The organism is Amycolatopsis sp. CA-211722 (assembly GCF_056828465.1).
In genome coordinates this window covers 5,382,544-5,402,310 of record NZ_CP184752.1, presented here as the reverse complement: position 1 = coordinate 5,402,310, position 19,767 = coordinate 5,382,544, and the positions used below count along the sequence as shown (strand labels likewise).

Annotated in this window: 2 protein-coding genes; both read right to left on the bottom strand. The window is 73.1% G+C overall.

Annotated features, from left to right (window positions below; genetic code table 11):
• Position 1 precedes the first annotated feature (1 nt).
• Positions 2–8,728, bottom strand: a complete 8,727-nt coding sequence (locus ACOCEP_RS25745) for a type I polyketide synthase (protein ID WP_482331548.1) — start codon at positions 8,726–8,728, stop codon at positions 2–4.
• Positions 8,729–8,753: 25 nt separating this feature from the next.
• Positions 8,754–19,742: an SDR family NAD(P)-dependent oxidoreductase gene (locus ACOCEP_RS25740; protein WP_482331546.1), complete on the bottom strand. Its 10,989-nt coding sequence runs from the start codon at positions 19,740–19,742 to the stop codon at positions 8,754–8,756.
• Between the last annotated feature and the right edge of the window lie 25 nt (positions 19,743–19,767).

Below are 19,767 nucleotides of genomic sequence, written 5' to 3'. Positions count from 1 at the left end.
TTCACCTTCCGGTCCGGCTCGGGCGCTTGCGGAGCTTCGCGGTGCGGGCGCGGCGGCGCTCGCCGCGGGCGGAGACGTCTTCGGCGGGCTCGGCGGCCGGCTGCGGCGCGCCGGGTTCGCCGAGGAGCGTGACGAACTCGGCGATGGTCGGTTTCTCGAACAGGCTCGCCGGGGCCAGTTCGACGCCGAACTCCTTGGCGACGCGGCCGATCAGCACCAGGCCGATCAGCGAAGTACCGCCGAGGTCGAAGAAGGGGTCGTGCACGCCGACCTGCTCAAGGCCCAGGCAGTCGCACCAGGCGGCGGCGACGCGCTCTTCGGCCGGGGTGCGCGGGGCGACGTACGCGGTGCGCAGATCGGGCCGCGGATACCGCTCGCCGGTGGGGATCGCGGCGTCGGCGCCGACCAGCGCGTCGACCGAACCCATCCGGGCGAGCGCGGCCAGCACGTCGGCCAGCGGGAGCGGCAGCACGGTCACCAGTGGCTCGCCGGAGACGATGATCCGCGAGAGCAGTTCGGTGCCTTCTTCGGCGCCGATGCCGAATTCCTCGCGGAATTTGCGGGAACCCTCCTGCGCTTCAGCGGAACCCGAGAGCCCTGACGCCGTCCAGGCGTCCAGCTGCCAGGGCCCCCACGCGACCGAGACGACCTGCTTCGCCGGACCGCGCCCGCCCGCCGAAGCCGAGGCGACCCCGTCGAGGAAGGCGTTGGCGGCGGAGTAGTCGATCTCGCCGACACCGACGGTGAGCGTCACCGTCGAGGAGTACAGGACCAGCAGGTCGACCGGTTCGACGCGCAGCGCCTCGGTCAAGGCGAGGGTGCCGTCGACCTTCGGCGCCAGCACCGCGGCCGCCTGCTCGCGGGTCTTGTTCTGCAGCAGGCCACCACCGGCGATCCCGGCCGCGTGCACCACACCGTCGAGATAGCCGAAGTAACCGCGGACCTCCGCCAGCAGCGCCGCGGCCTCGCCGGGGGCGCTGACGTCGGCGCGCAGGGTCAGCACGTCGGCGCCGAGGGCGCGCAGATCCCGGATCGCCAGCAGCACTTCGCTCGTGCGGTCGTCGACGCCGTGGTCTCGGATCCAGTCGTCCCAGGTCTCTTCTGGCGGCAGCTCGGACCGGCCTGCCAGCGCGAGGTTCACGCCCAGTGGCGCGAGCCGCCGGGCCAGCGCGAGGCCGAGGACGCCGAGCCCGCCGGTGATCAGGTAGGTCCCGCCGGGCTTCCAGGCCTGCGAGTCGTCGACCTCAGGAAGCTCGACGACGTCGAAACCGCGCAGCCAGCGGCGTCCGCCGCGCCAGGCGGCGACGGCGACTCCGTCCACTGTGTCCGATTTGGACGCAGCCAGCAGGTCGAGCTCGTGGAGAGCCTGGGCGACCTTGTCCCCGGCGCGGTCGAAGTCCGCGTACTGCGCGTGGACCAGCGGGTACTCGGCGGCGATCGCGTCGGCCGTGGCGGCGATGGTCGGGGCGAAGGTGTCGGTGGCGTCGCCGCCGAGGACGTCGAAACCGTTGCGTCCCAACGCGAGCAGGTCGACGCGGCGGCCAGCGCATTCGGCACCGATGGCCTTGCCGAGCTCAAGGAGGCTGTAGAAGCCGGTTTCGAGGCCAGTGGCCGTGAGCCCGAAAGCGTGCACGATCCGCAACGGACCGTCCCCGGTGAGCGCCTGGCGGTCCATTTCGGACGCGACCGTGACGCGGTGCCCGGCGGCTTCCGCGGCGGCCGCGAAGTCGTCGGCGAAAGCACCCGGCTCGGCGAACAGGACCAGGTCGCCCGGCGTCGCGGCGACACGGCGAGTGGAGTCGCGGTGCCACGTCGGAGTGTGCGCGGCCAGCCCGGCACGGGTCGGCGTCTCCGGCTCGGACATCTGGTTCAGCGACCACCCCGAGCCGCGCGAAGCGACCTCGGGCCAGTAGCGGGTGCGTTGGAAGCGGTAGGCGGGCAGCGAGACGAATCGGCGGTCGGGTCCGGCGCCGTCCGCCCAGCCGATCTCGACGCCGTGCTCCCACAGCGCGCCGAGCGCAGCCAGCCAGGCACGCCGTCCCGCACCGGCCGCCGGCTCCGGCAGCAGCGAGACCACCGGCGTCTGCGGCAGGTAACGTCCGGCCGCCTCGGCGCCGTCGTCGCCGAGACCCGCCTCGACGAGGACTCCGGCGTACTTCGCCAAGGCCAGCAGGCCGTCTTCGAAGCGGTCGTCCGCGATCCGCCAGTGTGCCGGGTCCGCGGCTTCTGCGGCGGTGAGCACCGCGCCGGTGCGGGGCGAGATCACCGGCACCGTGGGCGTTCCCGCGTGCGGTACCGGTCCGCCCAGCGCGAGTTCGAGGCCCTCGGCGAGCCCGAGCAACCCGCCCGCGACGGCGGCGACACATTCGCCGGTGCCGCGTCCGAGTACCACGGCCGGTTCGAGTCCCCATGCGGTCAGCAGCCGGCAGAACGCGTACTCGACGGTGAAGACCACGGCTCGTTCGTCGGCCTCGGCCGTGCCGTAGAGCGCGCCGAGGAGGTCGGCCCGGCCGTCCAGCAGTGCCGCGCATTCGTCGATCGCGGCGCGGAAGGCGAGTTCCGTGCGGTACAGCTCGTCGGTCGTGCCCTGCCAGGCGCGGCGGGTGCCCGGCAGCAGAAGCCCGAAACGCCGCTTGTCGGTGACGGCCGAACCGCCGGTGACCGCGCGCAGTGCCGTGACGGCGTCGGCGTGGTCACGCACCAGCACCGCCTTGCGCACTGAGAGAGCGCTGCGTCCGGCCTGGGTGGTGAAGGCGACGTCGGCGAGTTCGAGGTCTTCGGTCAGGTGGTCGGCCAGGGCCTCGGCGTTCGCGCGCAGCCCGGCTTCGCTCTGTCCGGACATCGTGAGCAGCTGCCATTCCGGGCCCGGCGCGGGCATCGGAGCGGGCGCCGCCTGATCGAGGACGAAGTGGACATTGGAACCGGACCAGCCGAACGAGCTGACGCCCGCGCGCAGCACCCCGTCGGCGTTGGCCGGGAACGGACGCGCTCCGGGGACCGGGCGGACCGGGCCGTCCACGGTGACCACCGAGTTCGGCGTGTTCAGGTGCAGGTTGCCCGGCAGGGTGCCGTGTTCCAGCGACAGCACGGTCTTGATCAGCCCGGCCATCCCCGACGCGGCGAGCGTGTGGCCGACGTTCGTCTTGACGGCGCCGACGTAGAGCGGCTCGGGCGCGTTCCGCTCGCCGAAGATCTCGCCGAGCGCGGTGAACTCGATCGCGTCACCCAGTTGCGTGCCGGAGCCGTGCGCCTCGACGTAGCCGACCTCATCGGGGGCGACGCGAGCGTCGGCGAGCGCCGCCCGGATGACCGCGTTCTGCGCCGCGCGGTTGGGTGCGGTGAGCCCGTTGCTGCGGCCGTCCTGGTTGGTCGCGGTGCCGCGGATGACCGCGCGCGTCCGCCTGCCCTGGCCGACCTCACCCGCCCGGCGGAGCACCACGACACCGCCGCCCTCGCCGATGACGTAGCCGTCGGCGCTCTCGTCGAAGGTCTTGGTGCGGCCGTCGGCGGCCAGCATGCTCATCTTGCAGGACTGGATGAACACGTCCGGGTTGATCATCGCCGAGGCCGCGCCGACGATCGCGATGTCGCATTCACCGCGGCGGAGGCTCTGCACCGCCAGGTGCGCCGCGCTCAGCGCCGACGAGCAGGCGGTGTCGACGGTCAGACAGGGCCCGCGAAGGTCGAGCAGATGCGCGATCCGGCCGGCGGCGGCGGAAAGCGAGCTGCCGAGCCCGAAGTAGGGGTCGTCGGCCGCGTCCATGCCGTCGGCTTCGAGCTGCCGCATGCTGTACTGCATGGTGTCGATCAGCCCGGCGAACACGCCCGTGCGGCTGCCGCGCAGTTCGTCGGCGGTGAGCCCGGCGTCCTCGATGCCTTCCCACACCAGCTCCATGAGCAGGCGGAAGGTCGGGTCGAGCCGCCGCGCCTCCTGCGGTGACAGGCCGAAGAACGCCGCGTCCCAGCCCGCGATGTCGTCGACGAACGCGCCCTGCTGCGTGTACGCCTTGCCCGGCGCGGTGCGGTCGGGGTCGTAGTAGTCGGCCGCGGTCCAGCGGTCCGGCGGCACCTCGCGGATCAGATCCTTGCCCTGGACCAGGTTCTCCCAGAACTTCTCCGGGGTGTCGCTGCCACCGGCGAAGCGGCAGGACAGACCGACGACGGCGACGTCCTGTCCGGCGGCGGCCGGTCCGGTGACGACGGTCCGCGTCTCCTGGGCCACGGGGGTGAGCGCGGCCAGCAGATGCGCGGCGAGCGCGGCCGGGGTCGCGTGGTCGAAGACCATCGTCGGCGGCAGCGCGAGTCCGGTTTCGGTGTTGATGCGGCCGCGCAATTCGATGGCGGTGAGCGAATCGATGCCCAGTTTCGTGAACTGCTGCCCGGCCGGGACTCCGTCGGTGTGCCCGAGGACGGCGGCGGTGTGGGTCAGGACCAGTTCGGTGAGCACGCGTTCGCGTTCGGCCTCGGGCAATCCGGCGAGCCGGGCTCGCCACGCGTCGGCGGCTTCGGCGCCTTCCTCGGCGCGGGCGGCTTCGGCCTCGGCGATGGCGAGGACCTCGGGCAGGCCGGCCAGCAGCGGGCTCGGCCGCAGCGCGGCGAACGGCGGCGCGAACTTCTCCCAGGTCAGTTCGGCGACGGTCAGCGCGGTCTCGTCCCGGTCGAGTGCCTGGCCGAGCGCGACCAGGCCGGTCTCCGGTGCCATGGCCGGGACGCCGAGGCCGCTGAGCAGTTCGTCGAGGTCCGCGCCGACGCCCATGCCGACCTCGCCCCAGCGGCCCCACGCGATCGACGTCGCGGGGAGCCCGTTCGCCCGGCGGCGTTGCGCGACGGCTTCGAGATGCGCGTTCGCGGCACCATAGGCGCTTTGGACCGCGTTGCCGATGGAGGCGGCGATCGAGGAGAACAGGACGAAGGCGTCAAGGTCGAGACCCTCGGTCAGCTCTTCGAGGTTGCGGGTCCCGGCGACCTTCGGACGGAGGACGTCGGCATAGCGGGCGCGGTCCATCGACTCGATGAGGCCGAGTTCGAGCACGCCGGCGAGGTGGAACACCGCGCGGAGGTCGTCTCGAATGGGCTCGATGACGGCGGCGAGGGCGTCGCGGTCGGCGACGTCGCACGCGGCGATGGTGACGTGCTCTCCGGCCAGCTCGGCCGCACCGGGAGCGTCTTCTCCTTGGCGGGAAACGAGAACGACGTGTTCGGCGCCGTGCTCGACCAGCCAGCGCGTGACGATCCCGCCGAGTCCGCCGGTTCCGCCGGTGACCAGCACCGTGCCGCGCGGCCGCCAGGACCGCTGGGGCTCCGCGAGATCGGCGTGGGCGAGCCGCCTGCCGAACGCGCCGGTGGCCCGGACGGCGACCTGGTCCTCACCGCGAGGGCCGGTGAGGACGCCGCGCAGGAGCGAAACGATCCGCTCCCCCGGCTCGGCCGGGACGTCGACGAGGCCTCCCCACGCCTGCGGGTTCTCCAGCGCGGCCGCCCGGCCGAAGCCCCACAGCTGGGCCTGGGCGGGGGAATCCGGCGCGTCGTGGGCGCCGGTCGAGACCGCGCCGCGGGTGAGTGTCCACAGTGGACCTTGCGGATCGCGGGCGGCCAGCTCCCGTACCAGTGCCATCGTGGCTTCGGCACCGAACGAGAGCCCGTCGGTCTCGGTCTCGTCGAGGGCGAGCAGGGACAGGATGCCGTCGAAGGTCTCGTCGGGCAGCTCCACCCGATCGGGCTGCTCGACGACGAGCCGCCGCACCTCGGCACCGGACAGGGCTTCGGCGGCGGCCTCGACCCACGGGTGTTCCTGGGCCGAGGTGACGAGCAGCCAGCGTCCGGTGGCCGTGGTCGCCGCGGGGGTGAAGGGCTGCCAGCGAACGTGGTAGGCCAGCGAAGCCGCTTCGGCAGACAGCGACCGTGCGCGGCGGTAGCGCGACAGCGCGGGCAAGACGGTGCCGAGCGGCGCTTCGACGTCGGACAGCTTCAGCTCGGCGGCGAACTCGCCGACGTCGCCGGACTCGACGACCGACCAGAACCGGCCGTCCTCAGCGGCGACCACGTCCGCGCCCGGGTCTTCCAGCCAGAAACGCCTGCGCTGGAAGGGATAGGTCGGCAGGGTGACGATCCGCGCGCCGCTGCCGCCGAGGTAGGCGGCCCAGTCGACGCGGGCGCCGTGGGCGTGGATCAGCCCCAGCGCGGTGAGGAGCGTGGCGGCCTGGTCGCGGTCCTTGCGCTGGGCCGCGGCGAAAACCGCTCCTTCCGGCAGGACCGAACGGCCCATCGGCGTGAGCGCGGCGTCCGGGCCGAGTTCGAGGAAGGTCGTGACGCCTTGGCCGTGCAGGGTTTCCACCGCGTCGGCGAACCGGACGGTGCCGCGGACGTGCTCGGTCCAGTACGCCGGATCCGTGAGCCGGTCGGCGATCTCGCCGGTCAGGGTCGAGACGACGGGAATGGTGGGCTGGTTGAAGGTCAGGGTCCGCGCGACGTCCGTGAAGTCGGCGAGCATCGGCTCCATCAGCCCCGAGTGGAAGGCGTGGGACACCGAGAGCCGGGTCGTGCGGCGGCCCGGGAAGCGTTCCGCGACAGCGGTGGTCGCCGCCTCGGCGCCGGACAGGACGACCGCGCGCGGGCCGTTGACCGCGGCGAGGGCGACGTCGGCCGACAGGTACGGGCGGACCTCGTCCTCGGTCGCCTCCAGCGCGATCATCGCGCCGCCCTCGGGCAATGCCTGCATGAGCCGGCCGCGAGCGGCGACCAGGCGAGCGGCGTCCGCCAGGGTCAACACTCCGGCGACGTGGGCGGCCGCGATCTCGCCGACCGAGTGCCCGGCGAGGAAGTCGGGGGTGACACCCCAGGAGGCGACAAGGCGGAAGAGCGCGACCTCGAACGCGAACAGGGCGGGCTGGGCGAATTCGGTGCGGTCCAGGCGCGCCGCGTCGGTGCCGAAGACGACGTCCCGGACGCCGGGCAGGTGTGCGCAGGCTTCGTCGAAGGCTTCGGCGAACACCGGGAAGGCTTCGTGCAGCCGACGGCCCATGCCCAGCCGCTGTGCGCCTTGGCCGGTGAACAGCACGGCCAGCCGTCCGGCGGTGTCGCTGCCGGTGACCGTGCCCGCTTCGCCGCCCGCGAGGGCGCGGAGACCGGCGGCCAGTTCGGCGCGGTCGGCTCCGGTGACGACCGCGCGGTGTTCCATGGCGGCGCGGGTGGTGGCCAGCGAGAGCGCGACGTCGACCGGTTCGGCACCGGATTCGTCCACAGTGGACAGCAGGGCGGCCGCCTGCGCGCGGACGGCTGCGGGCGAGGCGCCCGACAGCACGTACGGGACCACTGGCGGGGCCGCGATCTCGCGCTCCCCGAGGGGTTCTTCGGCGGGCTGTTCGAGGATGACGTGCGCGTTGGTCCCGCTGATCCCGAACGACGACACGCCCGCGCGGCGCGGCCGGTCCGTCGCGGTCCACGGGCGGGCCTCGGCGAGCAGTTCCACCGAGCCGGCGGACCAGTCCACGTGCGGGGAGGGCGCGTCGACGTGCAGGGTCGCGGGCAGCGTGGCGTGGTGCATCGCCTCGACCAGCTTGACGATCCCGGCGAGACCGGCGGCGGCCTGGGTGTGGCCGATGTTGGACTTCACCGAGCCCAGCCACAACGGCGTTTCGCGGTCGCGGCCGTAGGTGGCCAGCAGGGCTTGCGCCTCGATCGGGTCGCCCAGCGCGGTCCCGGTGCCGTGCGCCTCGACTACGTCCACAGTGGACGCCTCGATTCCGGCGTTCGCGAGCGCGGCGCGGATCACGCGTTGCTGCGACGGGCCGTTCGGGGCGGTCAGGCCGCTGGAGGCGCCGTCGGAGTTGACCGCGCTGCCGCGGACGAGCGCGAGGACCGGATGGCCGTTGCGGCGCGCGTCGGAAAGCCGCTCCAGCACCAGCATCCCGGCGCCCTCGGCCCAGTTGGTGCCGTCGGCGGCGGCCGCGAACGGCTTGCAGCGGCCGTCCGGCGCGAGCCCCCGCTGCCGCGAGAACTCGACGAACGCCCCCGGCGTCGCCATCACCGTGACCCCACCGGCCAGCGCCAGAGTGCACTCCCCCGACCGCAGCGCGCGGGCCGCGAGGTGGACAGCGACCAGCGAAGACGAGCACGCCGTGTCGATCGACACCGACGGCCCTTCGAGGCCGAGCGCGTAGGAGACACGGCCCGACACGACGCTGCCGGAAGTACCGATGCCGAGGTAGCCCTCGTGTTCCTCAGGCAGCGCGGTCAGCCGTGACGCGTAGTCGGTGAATCCGACCCCGGCGAACACCCCGGTGGCGCTGCCCTTGAGCGAAAGCGGGTCGATCCCCGCCCGCTCGACGGCCTCCCACGCAGTCTCCAGCAGCAAGCGCTGCTGCGGGTCGGTCGCCTCGGCCTCGCGCGGCGAGATGCCGAACAGCTCGTTGTCGAACTCCGCGGCGTCGTGCAGGAAGCCGCCCTCACGGACGTAACTGGTGCCGGGCACGGACGGGTCGAGGTCGTGGATCGCGTCGGTGTCCCAGCCGCGATCGGCCGGGAACGGCGAGATCGCGTCACCGCCGCCGTCGACCAGCTCCCACAGCTGTTCCGGGGTGCGGACACCGCCGGGGAACCGGCAGCTCATCGCGACGATCGCGATGGGCTCGGTCTCCTTCTCCCGCGCGTCCGCCAGCTCGCGGCGGCTCTCCCGCAGGTCGGCCGCCATCCGCTTGAGGTAGTCGACGTACTGCTCTTCCGAAGGCATGTCACGGCTCCTGAATGGATGAGGGTCAGCGCGGGCCGAACTCGTCGTCGATCAGCGCGAGGAGGTCGTCCGGCGAAGCGGCGTCGAGATCGGCGTGAGCGGGTTTCTTCGCCGCCCAGGCCGACAGCAGCCGCTTCAGCCGTCCGTCGATCTCCGGGTCGCCGGGGTCGGCCCCGTCGAGCAGGGTTTCGAGCCGGGTGATCTGTTCGGTCACCGCGTCGGCCGCTCCGGTCTCGGGGGCGAGTTCGGTTTGGAGGTACTTCGCCAGCGCGTCCGGCGCCGGGTAGTCGAAGACGACCGTCGTGGGCAGGGTGAGGCCGGTCGCGGCGGCCAGCGCGGTCCGGAACTCGACCGCGGTGAGCGAATCGAAGCCCAGATCGAGGAAGCCGCGGCCAGGGGCGATCGCGGCGGCCCCGGCGTGGCCGAGGACGGCCGCGGCATGCCCGCGCACCAGGTCGAGCAACGCGCGTTCCTGCTCCGCTTCGGCCAGCCCGGCGAGTTTGACGCGCAGCGCGCCCGCGTCGGCGGCCGCGGCCGTGCGCCGGACCGCGGGCACCAGGTCCCGCAGGACGGGCGGGAGCTGTCCGGCCGCGGCGGCGTCGGCGAGGCCGGCCTTGTCGAGCTTCACCGGGACCGACGCGGCCACGTCCGCGGCCAGTGCGGCGTCGAACAACGCCAGTCCTTCCTCGGCGCTCAACGCGGGGAAACCGTTGCGGCTCAAGCGTTGCCCGGCCTGAGTGCCCAGCGCCCCGCCCATGCCGTCCGCCCAGCGGCCCCAGGCCAGCGAGCGGGCGGGCAGGCCGAGCGCCCGCCGGTGCACGGCGAGACCGTCGAGGAAGGCGTTGGCGGCGGCGTAGTTGCCCTGGCCCGCGTTGCCGAAGACACCGGCTGCCGAGGAGAACAGGACGAACGCCGCGAGTTCGTGCCCCTTGGTCAGCTCGTGAAGATGCCAAGCGGCAGCGGCCTTGGGACCGAACACGGCGGCGAGCCGGTCCGGGGTGAGCGCGCCGACGAGACCGTCGTCGAGGACACCCGCCGCGTGCACGACGCCGCTCAGCCGCGGGATCCCGGCCAGGAGACCTTCGACGGCGGCACGATCAGCGACGTCGCACGCTTCGACACGGACGTTCGCGCCGAGTGCCTCCAGTTCCCTGGCCAGCTCGGTCGCGCCCGGGGCATCCGGACCGCGGCGGCTGGTGAGCACCAGTTCCGTGACACCGTGCGCCCGGACGAGGTGCCGCGCGACATGGGCGCCGAGCCCGCCGGTGCCGCCGGTGACGAGCACCGCTCCCGCGGTCGGCACCGGAGCCGCGGTGGGAGCGTGCACCAGCGTGAGCTTCGGCGCGTACAACTTGCCTTCTCGCATCAGCACTTGGTCTTCGCCGGTGGCCAGTGCCTTGCCGAGGAGCGTGGTGTCGCCGTCGCCGTCGACGAGGACGAACCGGCCCGGCTGTTCCGACTGCGCCGCGCGTACCAGTCCCCAGACCGCGGCGGCGGCCGGATCCGCACCGTCCTCTTCGGACAGTGCGACGGCGCCGGCGGTCAGGACGACCAGCCGGGTGCCGGTGTACGCCGGGTCCTGGAGCGCCGTGAGCACGGTCGCCGTGGCCGCACGCGCCGCGTCGGCCACGTCACCGGCCGGTTCGGCGAGTTCCAGGACCACGGCGTCGGGCAGCTCGGCGCCGACGTCTTCGAGCCGGGCCCACGACACTTCGGCGTCACCCGCCGGGACCGGCGACCAGACGATCCGGTGCAGCGACTCGCTCGGCGTCGTCACGGCGGCCGGGCGCTCCCCGAAGGTCACCTCGGCGGACAGCACCGGGGCGCCCGCGAGATCGAACACCGCCAGCTCCCCCGCCGGGCTCAGGTGCGCCCGGACGGTGGTGGCCCCGGTGGCGTGCAGGGTCACGTTCCGCCAGGCGACCGGCCAGCCGTGCCCGGCCAGGACCGGGTCGAGCAGGCTCGGGTGCACGCCGTACAGCCGCGCGGAGTCGTCCGGCAGGGTCAGCTCGGTCAGCGGACCGTCCGGGACCGGCGGCGCCTGGGCCGGGGTGGTGACCAGGAATCCGGTTCCGTGCCGCTGCCAGCCCTGTCCCGCGCGGGTGTGGATCGAGACCTGGCGACGGCCGTCGCTCTCGGCACCGACGGCGACCTGGACCTCGCGGTCCCCGGTCAGCGGCGCCTCGACCGCGAATTCGGCCAATGTGCCCGCGCCTGCCTCGTCACCGGCACGGATCGCCAGCTCGACCAGCAGCGTGTCCGAAGGGTCGGCGGGGAGAACTCCGGTGCACAGGACCGAACCGTCGTCGGCCGAGGTCACGGCGTTGGCCAGCACCGGATGACGCAGGCCGCCGGCGACGCGCGCCACAGCGGGTTCGCGCAGCCAGTACCGCTCGTGCTGGAAGGCGTAGGTCGGCAGGTCGACGACACGCGGTTTCGCGGGTGCGAAGAACGCGGCCCAGTCGATGTCGATCCCTCGGACGTGCAGGCGGGCCAGCGCGGTGACCGCGGTCGCCGGCTCGTCCTTGTCGTCGCGCAGGGCGGGGATCGCCTCGCCGGACCCCGCGGCCAGCGCCGAAAGCACCGCCGCCGGGCCGATTTCGAGGTAGGTGGTCACGTTCTCGGCGGAGAGCGCGGTCAGCGCGTCGGCGAACCGGACCGGTTCCCGCACGTGCCGCACCCAGTACGCCGGGTCGGTCAGCTCGGTGGCGACGGCACCGGTGACGGCCGAGACGACCGGGATCGACGGCTCCGCGTAGGTCAGGCTCCGCGCGACTTCCGCGAAGTCGTCGAGCATCGGGTCCATGAGCGGCGAGTGGAACGCGTGGGAGACGTCGAGCCGCTTCACCTTGCGGCCACGGGCTTCCAGCGCCGACGCGGCCGCGAGCACCGGTTCCTCCGCGCCCGAGAGCACGACGGCGTCCGGGCCGTTGACCGCCGCGACGGCCACGCCGAATTCGGCGACCTCGGCCTCGGTGGCCTGCACGGCGACCATCGCGCCGCCTTCGGGCAGCGCCTCCATCAGCCTGCCTCGCGCTTCGATCAGCTTCGCCGCGTCTTCCAGCGAGAACACGCCCGCGACGTGCGCGGCGGCGATCTCGCCGATCGAATGCCCGGCGACGAAGGCCGGGCGCACGCCCCAGGATTCGAAGAGCCGGTGGAGCGCGACCTCCAGGGCGAAGATCGCGGGCTGCGCGGTTCCGGTCCGGCTCAGGTCACCGTCGAGCGGGAGCAGCGTGGCGATTTCGTCGTAGGCCTTGGCGAAGGCGGGGAAGACTTCGTAGAGCCCCTGCCCCATGCCTTCGCGTTGAGAACCCTGTCCGGTGAACAGGAAGGCGAGGCGGCCGGACGCGGGTTCGCCCGAAGCCAGGGTCCGCAGGCCCGCGCCGGGCTCGCCGACGACGACCGCGCGGTGCTGGTGGTGGGTGCGAGTGGTGGCGAGCGAGTAACCGGCGTCGACGGTCAAGTCCACTGTGGACAATCGGGAAGTCTGCGCTGCCAGCGCCTCCGGCGTGCGTCCGGAGACCACCAGCGGTACCACGGGCAGCGTTCCCGAAGGCTCGGGCTCGGGTTCGGCCGGGGCCTGTTCGAGGACGACGTGGGCGTTGGTGCCGCTGATACCGAACGACGACACCCCGGCGCGGCGCGGGCCGCCGGTCTCGGGCCACGGCGTCCGCTCGGTGAGCAGCGAGATGTCACCCGTCGTCCAGTCGACGTGGGGCGTCGGCTCGTCCACGTGCAGGCTCGCCGGGACGATCCCGTGGTTCATCGCCTCGACCATCTTGATGATCCCGGCGACCCCGGCGGCGGCCTGCGTGTGGCCGATGTTCGACTTGACCGAACCGAGCAGCAGCGGCCGCTCACGGCCCTGGCCGTAGGTCGCGAGCAGGGCCTGTGCCTCGATCGGGTCGCCGAGCGGCGTGCCGGTGCCGTGCGCCTCGACGACGTCCACAGTGGACGCTTCGACCCCGGCGTTCGCCAGCGCCGAACGGATCACGCGCTGCTGCGAGGGTCCGTTGGGGGCGGTGAGCCCGTTGGACGCGCCGTCCTGGTTGACCGCGGAGCCCTTGACGACCGCGAGGACGCGGTGCCCGTTGCGGCGGGCGTCGGAAAGGCGTTCCAGTACCAGGATCCCGACGCCTTCGGCCCAGTTCGTACCGTCGGCGGCCCCGGCGAACGGTTTGCAGCGGCCGTCCGGCGCCAGTCCGCGCTGCCGCGAGAACTCGACGAACATGTCCGGCGAGGCCATCACGTTGACGCCGCCCGCCAGCGCCAGCGTGCACTCCCCCGACCGCAGCGACTGCGCGGCCAGGTGCACGGCGACCAGCGAAGACGAGCAAGCGGTGTCGACGGAGACTGCCGGGCCTTCCAGCCCCAGCGAGTAGGCGACGCGGCCGGAGACGACGCTGCTGAAGGACGCGGTGCCGAGGAAACCCTCGACCTGCTCGGGAATCGCGCTCAGCCGCGAGATGTAGTCGTTGGACAGGGCACCCGCGAAGACACCGGTGCTGGTGCCGCGCAGGGACGCCGGATCGATACCTGCCCGCTCCAGCGCCTCCCACGCGGTCTCGAGCACCTGGCGCTGCTGCGGGTCGATCGCCAGCGCCTCGCGCGGCGAGATCCCGAAGAACTCGGCGTCGAAATCGCCCGCGTTGTAGAGGAAGGCGCCTTCGGACGCGTAGGTGGTCCCGCGGTGATCGGGGTCCGGATGGAACAGCGAGTCCAGCGGCCAGTCTCGGTCCGCCGGGAAGTCCCCGACGCCGTCGCGGCCCTCGGCGACCAGCTGCCACAGCTCCGCCGGTGAGGTGACCTTGCCCGGATAACGGCAGCCCATGCCGACGATGACGACCGGATCGTCGTGGATACCGGCCCCGGTCGCGGCGGGGGTGACCGCGACCGGGGCCGGCGTCTCGTCCCCGACCAGTTCGCCGCGCAGGAAGACCTTCAGCGCGTCGGGCGTCGGGTGGTCGAAGACGAGCGTCGCGGGCAGCCGGAGACCGGTCGCGGCGCCGAGACGGTTGCGCAGTTCGACCGCGGTGAGCGAGTCGAAGCCGATTTCGTTGAACGCGCGGGTCGCGGCGATCCCGGCGGCGTCGGCGTGCCCGAGGACCAGCGCGACCTCGCGGCGCACCAGGTCCAGCAGGAGTTCGTCCCGGTCCGGCGCGGGCAGCCCGGCGAGTTCGCGCCGCAGTTCGCCCGCCTGCTCGACGGTGGCGGTCTTGGCCTTGGCGCGGCCGGAGCCGCCGACGAGCGCGCGGATCAGCGGGGAGATCGGGGCGTCGCTGCCGCGCACGGTCGCACGGTCGAACTTGAGGCCGAGCAGGACGGCGTGGTCGAGCCCGACCGCGCGGTCGAACATCGCCAGGCCCTCTTCGGGGGCGATCGGCGGGAAACCGCTGCGGCGCATACGTTCTTCGCCCGCGTCGCCGAGTTCGCCCTTCATGCCGCCGGACCACAGGCCCCACGCGACGGACTGCGCGGCCAGGCCTTCGGCGCGACGCCGGGTGGCGAGGCCGTCGAGGAAGGCGTTGGCGGCGGCGTAGTTGCCCTGGCCCGGATTGCCGAGCACACCCGCGGCGGAGGAGAACTGGACGAACCAGCGCAGCGGAAGATCCGCGGTCAGCTCGTGCAGATGCCAGGCGGCGTCGGCCTTCGGGGCGAGGACGCGGTCGAGACGTTCGGGATTCAGCGCGTCGATCGGGGCGTCGTCGAGGACACCGGCCGCGTGGATCACGGCGGTCAGCGGGTGCTCGGCCGGGACCGAGGCGAGAAGCGCGGCGACGGCTTCGCGGTCCGCGCTGTCACAGGCGGCGATGGTGACGGTCGCGCCCAGCGCGGTCAGCTCTTCGGACAGCTCTGTCGCGCCTGGGGCGTCCGGGCCGCGGCGGCTGGTCAGGAGCAGATGCCGGACGCCGTACTCCGCGATGAGGTGCTTGGCGAGCATGGCGCCGAGGCCGCCGGTGCCGCCGGTGATCAGGACGGTGCCGCCGGGCTCCGGGCCGCGCGGGATGGTCAGCACGACCTTGCCGATGTGCTTGGCCTGGCTGAGCAGCCGGAACGCCTCGGGCGCGCGGCGGACGTCCCAGACGTGACGCGGCAACGGCTTCAGCACACCGCTCGCGAACAGTTCCAGGACTTCGGCCCACATGCGGGAGAACTGCCCGGGACCGGCTTCGATGAGGTCGTAGGGCCGGTAGTGCACGCCGGGGTGCCGCGCGGCGACCTCGCCGGGGTCGCGCAGTCCGGCCTTGCCCATCTCCAGGAACCGGCCGCCGCGTGGCAGCAGCCGCAGGGACGCGTCGACGAAGTCACCGGTGAGCGCGTCGAGGACGACGTCGACGCCGCGGCCTTCGCTGGTGGCCAGGAAGTGCTGTTCGAAGTCGAGGGTGCGGGAGTTGCCGATGTGGCCGTCGTCCAGCCCGGCTTCGCGCAGCACATGCTGTTTGGCGGGGCTGGCGGTGCTGTAGACCTCGGCGCCGAGATGCCGGGCGATCTGGATCGCCGCCATGCCGACGCCGCCGGCGCCCGCGTGGATCAGGACGGACTCCCCCGCCTGCAACCCGGCGAGTTCCTTGAGGCCGAAGTAAGCGGTGAGGAACACGAGCGGCACGGACGCGGCTTCCTCGTCGGTCCAGTTCTCGGGGATGCGGGCGCACATCGAGCGCTGCGCGGTGGTGATGGAGCCGATGCCGCCGATGGCGACGCCCATCACGCGGTCGCCGGGGGCGAGATCGTCCACTTCGGACCCGGTTTCCAGGACCACACCGGCGATCTCGTTGCCCAGCGGTCCGGGTTCGCCCTCGAACATGCCGAGGACGTTGAGCGCGTCGCGGAAGTTGAGGCCCGCGGCGGCGACGGCGACCCGGATGTGCCCGGGTTTTAGGGGTTCCAGGACTTGGGGGCAGGGTTCGAGCCGCAACTCCTCCAGCGTTCCGCGGGCGGCCATGCCGAGGCGCCACGCGGGTTCGGCGGGCGGGCTGAGCTCGTCGGCGCCGGGGACCGGGGCGAGCCGGAGCGCGGCGAACTCGCCGTCGCGCAGGGTCAGCTGGGGTTCGCCGGTCGCCAGCGCGGCGACGAGTTCCGTTTCGGTCAGGTCGCCGGTCTCGGTGTCGACGAGGACGACCCGGCCGGGGAGTTCGCTCTGCGCCGAGCGGCCGAGGCCCCAGACCGCGGCGGCGGCCGGGTCGACGCGGCCGGGTCCGATCGCGGCGCAGGTGACTAGGACGATTTTCGCGTCGGCGAAGCGGTCTTCGGTCGAGAACTGCTGCAGGACAGCGAGGAACTCACGGGTGGCGATGCGGGCGCCCGCCGGGTCGGTGAACACCGGGAGCACGACAACCGGCGGCACGGCTCCACCGCCGATCCGCCCGTGGTAGGCCCACTCGACGGGAGCCGGATCCGCCGGAGTGGGCACCGGCGTCCAGTCGAGGCGGAACAGCGAGTCGAGACCGGGGGCCGTGGCGGTGACGGGGGCGAGTTCGCGCAGGGTCAGGGAGCCGATGGTGACGACCGGGGCGCCCGTGCCGTCGGCGGCGCGCAGGGTGACGGCGCCGGACGGTCCCGGCGTGAGCTTCAGCCGCAGCGCGGACGCGCCGGTGGCGTGCAGCGTGACGTCCTGCCAGTGGAACGGCAGCTTGGCGCCGCTCGCTTCCCCGGCCAGCAGGCCGATCGCGTGCAGACCGGCGTCCAGGAGCGCGGGATGGAGGCCGAAGCGCTCGACGTCGGCCTTCGCGGTGTCTTCCGGCAGCGCGGTCTCGGCGAAGATCTCCTCGTCCAGCCGCCAAGCGGCCTTGAGTCCTCGGAAGACCGGGCCGTATTCCAGTCCGGCGGCGGCGAACACCGGGTAGACGTCGGCGACGTCGATCGAGACGGCGTCGCGAGGCGGCCACTCGGCGAGGTCGAAACCGGCGGCCGGGGCCTGTGGCGCCAGGGTTCCCGAACCGTGCAGCGTCCAGGAACCCTCACCCGAGCGGGAGTACACGGCGACGGCACGACGGCCGCTCTCGTCCGGCCCGGCCAGGACCACCTGGACGTCCAGCGGACCCGCCAGCACCATCGGCTCGCGCAGGGTGAGCTCTTCCAGGTGCGCGCAGCCGGCTTCGTCACCGGCCCGCAGCGCGAGCTCGACCAGGGCCGTACCGGGCACGATGACGGTGCCCGCGACCGAGTGATCGGAAAGCCAGGGATGAGTGGACGGCGAGATCCGGCCGGTCAGCACGACCCCGGCGCCGTCGGCGAGCGGGACCGCCGCACCCAGCAGCGGGTGGGCGGCGTCGGCGAGGCCGAGCCCGCCCGGGTCGCCCGCGCCGCGGCCGCCGCGCAGCCAGTAGTTCTCGCGCTGGAAGGGGTAGGTCGGCAGATCGACCGTGCGGGCCCCGGTGCCGTCGTAGAACTCGGTCCAGTCGACGCGGGCACCGCGGACGTGCAGTTCGGCGAGCGCGGTCATCGCCGTCCGGGCCTCGGCCCGGTCCTTGCGCAGCACCGGGACGACGAGGGTGCCCTCGGGCGGCAACGTCCGCGCGGCCATCCCGGCCAGCACCGCGTCCGGGCCGATCTCGACGAACCGGGAGACCCCTTCTCCGCGCAGGAATCCGACGCCGTCGGCGAACCGCACCGGCTGCCGGACATGCCGCGGCCAGTAGCCGGGCACGGTGACCTCGTCGGGACCGGCGAGACGGCCGGTCACGTTGGAGACCACGGGGATCGACGGCGTCCCGTGCGGGATCTGTTCGGCGATGGCGCCGAATTCGGCGAGCATGCCGTCCATCCGCGCCGAATGCGAAGCGTGGGAGATGTTGAGCCGCTTGATCTTCCGGCCGCGTTCGGCGAATTTCGCCGCGAGGGCCTCGGCGGCGGCTTCCTCACCGGACACGACGACCGAGTCGGGGGCGTTGAGCGCGCCGATGGCCAGACCGTCGGTCAGTTCGGCGGCGACCTCCTCCTCGGTGGCCTGGACGCCGATCATCGCGCCGCCCGGCGGCTGGGCCTCCATCAGCCGTCCGCGCGCGGTGATCATCCGCGCGGCACCGGTCAGATCCCAGACTCCGGCGACATGGGCGGCGGCCAGCTCACCGGCGGAATGGCCGACGACGTAGTCCGGGTGCACGCCCCACGACTCCAGCAGCCGGAAGAGCGCGACCTGCACGGCGAACATCGCGGGCTGCGCGAAGGTCATCCGGTCGAGCAGCTTCTGGTCGCCGCCGAAGACGACGTCGGCCAGCGGCCGGTCGAGGTGCGGGTCGAGCGCGGCGCACGTCTCGTCGAAGACGGCGCGGTAGGCGGGGAAGGTGTCGTACAGCTCCCGGCCCATGCCGCAACGCTGGGAACCCATACCGGAGAACAGGAACGCCGTGCGCCCGAGCAGCGGCTCGCCGGTGACGACGCCGGGAGCGGGTTCGCCCTCGGCGAGCGCGGTCAGCCCGGCGGCGAGGTCCTCCCGGGTGCCGCCGACGATCGCGGCACGCGATTCCAGCGCGGTCCGGGTGGTGGCCAGCGACCAGCCGAGATCGAGCGGGTCGACAGTGTCCACTGTGGACAGAAGTTGCGCGGCGGCGGCCTTCAGCGCGGCGGGGCCACGAGCTGAAAGGGGCCAGGTCTGGACGGCGGGCGGCGTCCGGTCCGGTTCGTCTTCGTCCGCGGGGGCCTGCTCCAGGATGACGTGCGCGTTGGTGCCGCTCATGCCGAAGGACGACACCCCGGCGCGGCGTGGGCGATCCCCGGTCTCCCACGGCCGGGGTTCGGTGAGCAGTTCGACCGCTCCGGCCGACCAGTCGACGTGCGGGGAGGGCTCGTCGACATGGAGGGTGCGGGGCAGTACGTCGTGCCGCATGGCCTCGACCATCTTGATGATCCCGGCGACCCCGGCGGCGGCCTGGGTGTGCCCGATGTTCGACTTGACCGAGCCGAGCCACAGCGGGTTCTCCCGCTCGCGGCCGTAGGTGGCCAGCAGCGCCTGCGCCTCGATCGGGTCGCCCAGCGTCGTGCCGGTGCCGTGCGCCTCCACGGCGTCGACGTCGGCGGCGGTCAGCTTCGCGTTCTTCAGCGCGGCACGGATGACGCGTTGCTGGGCCGGGCCGTTGGGCGCGGTCAGGCCGTTGGACGCGCCGTCCTGGTTGACCGCCGTTCCCTTGAGCACGGCGAGGATCCGGCGCCCGTTGCGGCGCGCGTCGGACAGCCGCTCCAGCAGGAGCATGCCCGCGCCCTCGCCCCAGCCGGTGCCGTCGGCGCCGGCGGCGAACGCCTTGCAGCGCCCGTCCGGCGCCATCCCGCGCTGACGTGAGAACTCGACGAACGTCTCCGGCGTGGCCATCACCGTGACGCCGCCTGCCAACGCGAGCGAGCACTCCCCCGATCGCAGCGCGTGCGCCGCGAGGTGGACCGCCACCAGGGACGACGAGCAAGCCGTGTCGATCGTGACCGCCGGGCCTTCCAGCCCGAGGGTGTACGAGAGCCGACCCGACAGCACACTGTTGGAGGAGCCGGTGCCGAGAAAGCCTTCGACCTCTTCGGATCCGCCGTCGAACCCGGAGACGTACTCGGTGCGCATGGCCCCGGCGAACACCCCGGTGGCGCTGCCCTTCAGCGCCGCGGTGTCCAGCCCCGCCCGTTCGAAGGTCTCCCACGTGACCTCCAGCAGCAACCGCTGCTGCGGGTCCATCGCGAGCGCTTCCCGCGGCGAGATCCCGAAGAAGCCCGCGTCGAATTCCCCGGCGTCGTGCAGGAATCCGCCCTGGTCGCTGTAGCTGGTGCCCCGGTGTTCCGGGTCCGGGTGGTACAGCCCGTCGGTGTCCCAGCCCCGGTTCGCCGGGAAGCCCGTCATCCCGTCCCCGCCGCCGTCGACGAGGTCCCACAGTCCTTCCGGCGAGGTGACCCCGCCCGGGAACCGGCAGGCCATACCGATGACGGCCAGCGGTTCCGAGCCGCTCTCCTCGGCCTCGCGCAGCCGGCGCCGCGTCTCGCGCAGTTCGGCGGTCAGTCGCTTGAGGTAGTCGAGCGTCCGCTCGTCGGTGGTCATGACGGTGGTCCTCCTCGCGGCGGCG